4 protein-coding genes are annotated in these 2,631 nt (G+C 33.2%); all 4 read right to left on the reverse strand.

Features of this window, described 5'->3' with window-relative positions; all coding sequences use genetic code 11:
• On the reverse strand, window positions 1-413 hold a 413-nt coding region (locus ACIQZC_RS10595; RefSeq protein WP_396139191.1), incomplete at its 3' end, for an alpha/beta fold hydrolase.
• A gap of 72 nt (window positions 414-485) precedes the next feature.
• Complete coding sequence (locus tag ACIQZC_RS10600) at window positions 486-1,280, reverse strand: ABC transporter substrate-binding protein (RefSeq protein WP_396139192.1); 795 nt, start codon at window positions 1,278-1,280, stop codon at window positions 486-488.
• 14 nt (window positions 1,281-1,294) lie between these two features.
• On the reverse strand, window positions 1,295-2,107 hold the full coding sequence (gene pyrF / locus ACIQZC_RS10605) for an orotidine-5'-phosphate decarboxylase (RefSeq protein ID WP_396139193.1): 813 nt from the start codon (window positions 2,105-2,107) through the stop codon (window positions 1,295-1,297).
• 105 nt (window positions 2,108-2,212) lie between these two features.
• On the reverse strand, window positions 2,213-2,631 hold a 419-nt coding region (locus tag ACIQZC_RS10610; RefSeq protein ID WP_396139194.1), incomplete at its 5' end, for a peptide chain release factor-like protein.

Raw genomic sequence — 2,631 nt, forward strand, 5'->3', positions numbered from 1 at the left:
ACATATTTAAAGGTATTTCCTAATCGCATTAAGATTTGCGAACGAAAGTTCATTTTTAAAATGGCGCCGCCTAAAATCATGCTTTGTACACGAGTAGGATACATTTCTGCCAATTGACGAATCACAATTGAACCTAACGAAATACCAACAAAATGCGAACTTTTAATTTGAAGATGATCAATCACTTCAATTACATCATTTGCAATGGATTTGAAGGTGTATTTTTGCTTAAAAGCCGTTTTTATTTGTTCATTTGAATTGCCATGTCCACGCAAATCGAGCAACAATACATTGAAATGTTTCTGAAAATCACGAATTTGCTTGAACCAAATAGAAGAACTACCTCCTGCTCCATGAACAAAAGTCACCCATTCAGTACTAGTTTCGTTTTTATAAATTGTGTAAGAAATCAATGTTCGTTATTTTATTCAAATGTAGCTTTTTAAGATGAAAAAGAAAAGAAAACCGAAAAAAGAGCTTACTAATTAAATTTTTGAATGCAGTAATTTGAAATAAGTAAATGCTTTCAATAATCGACTACCATACCAAGAAAACATTTCGCCGTCTACAAAAACCGTTTTTGCATGATGTGTAAAACGTCCTATTTCAAATGCATGTTCATCAGTAAACGGAAAAGGTTCTGAAGACAAGAACACATAATCGGGGTCACCGTCTAAACGAAATTTTTTCAACTCAATTTCTGGATAACGCCCATCTTTACATTTATAAATATTTTCGAAATGATTCAATTGCAACAATTCGTTGATGAAGGTATGATTTCCTGCAACCATAAAAGGATTTGCCCAAATAAAATAAGCTGCTTTTTTAACCGGTTTGTCTTTGATAAATTGCTTGAAATCTTGATAGGCAAAATTAATTTTACCAATCCATTTTTGAGCTTCAGTACGTTTATTGAATAGTTGTCCGAAATCTTGAATCATTTGCAAATTATCATCAATCGAGACTATATCAGTAACCCAAACAGGGCAAATTTGGGATAATTCTTGAACGATTTCTAACGTATTCTCTTCTTTATTGCAAATGATAATTTCGGGCTGAAGTGCTTTTATTTTAGCTATTTTAACAGATTTAGTGCCACCAACAATAGTTTTAATCCCTTTAAAATGAACAGGATGCACACAAAATTTGGTTATCCCCACAATTGCATCTTCTAAACCCAAATCATACAACAATTCAGTTTGAGATGGTACCAAAGAAATTATTCGTTTAGGTGTGTTTTCGAATGTATGTTGGGTTCCTATTTGGTCTGTGAACTGCATTTTGAAATCAAAAATTAGCCTAAAATAGATTCCATCTCTTGTTGCAATTTCAATGCTTCTTCCCTAGCCTTCTCGGCAAAATCAGTTCCGTTTGAAGCATAAATAATACCTCGCGAAGAATTAATTAATAAACCCACATTTTCGTTCATTCCATATTTACAAACTTCGGCTAAGCTGCCGCCTTGAGCGCCTACACCTGGAACCAATAAAAAACTATCGGGAACTATTTTTCTAATTTCGGTGAAATATTCAGCTTTAGTTGCGCCCACTACATACATTAAATTTTTTGCGTTTTTCCATGATTTTGAAGTTTCCAAAACCACTTTATAAAATTCCTTACCTGCTACGTTTTGTGTTTGAAAATCAAAAGCACCTTCATTAGAAGTTAAAGCCAACATAATAGTGTGTTTGTTTTCAAACGCTAAAAATGGCTCAACCGAATCTTTTCCCATGTAAGGCGCTACTGTTACCGAATCGAAATTCAAATCTTCAAAAAAGGCTTTTGCATACATTGAAGAGGTATTTCCAATATCACCGCGTTTTGCATCGGCAATTGTGAAAATTTCTGGATGGTTTTCGTTCAGGTAATTAATGGTTTTTTGTAATGATTGCCAACCCTTTATTCCGTAGGCTTCATAAAAAGCGGTATTGGGTTTATAAGACACACATAAATCATGTGTTGCATCGATAACTGCTTTGTTGAATTCAAAAATAGGATCTTCTGTATCTAATAAATGCTTTGGGATTTTAGTTACATCGACATCCAAGCCAATGCAAAGAAATGATTTTTTATTAGTGATTTGCTTAATAAGTAATTCGTTAGTCATTCGTAAATCGATTTATAAGAAACCAAATGTTGTGTTTGATCTATTTTATTTTTTTAAAAATACAATTAATACAGCTATGATTCACTCAAAAATAACACATTTAAATTAAAAAACTTCGCTTTCTTTTAATTTTTCTGTATTGGCTACCAATTGTAATTCATCAATCATTTTATGTAAATTACCATTCATAAAACCATCTAAGTCAAAAATACTTAACCCAATTCGATGGTCAGTGATTCTTCCTTGTGCATAATTGTATGTTCTAATTTTAGCCGATCGGTCGCCACTACTCACTTGAGAAGTACGCTTTGTTGCATCTTCTGCTTCTTTTTTAGCCAATTCTTGTTCGTATAAACGAGAACGTAAAACATCTAACGCTTTATCTTTGTTTTTATGCTGCGATTTTTGATCCTGACATTGTGCTACCAATCCGGTAGGAATATGAGTTAAACGAACCGCCGATTTTGTAGTATTTACCGATTGCCCTCCTGGACCTGACGAACAGAAAAAATCAACACGAACAT

It is taken from the genome of Flavobacterium sp. (genome assembly GCF_044338735.1).
Classification (GTDB): Bacteria; Bacteroidota; Bacteroidia; order Flavobacteriales; family Flavobacteriaceae; genus Flavobacterium.

Bases quoted from the DNA above. Each gene is read 5' to 3' on its own strand.
- pyrF (WP_396139193.1), bottom strand. From the start codon at position 2,107: ATGACTAACGAATTACTTATTAAGCAAATCACTAATAAAAAATCATTT.
- ACIQZC_RS10600 (WP_396139192.1), bottom strand. From the start codon at position 1,280: ATGCAGTTCACAGACCAAATAGGAACCCAACATACATTCGAAAACACA.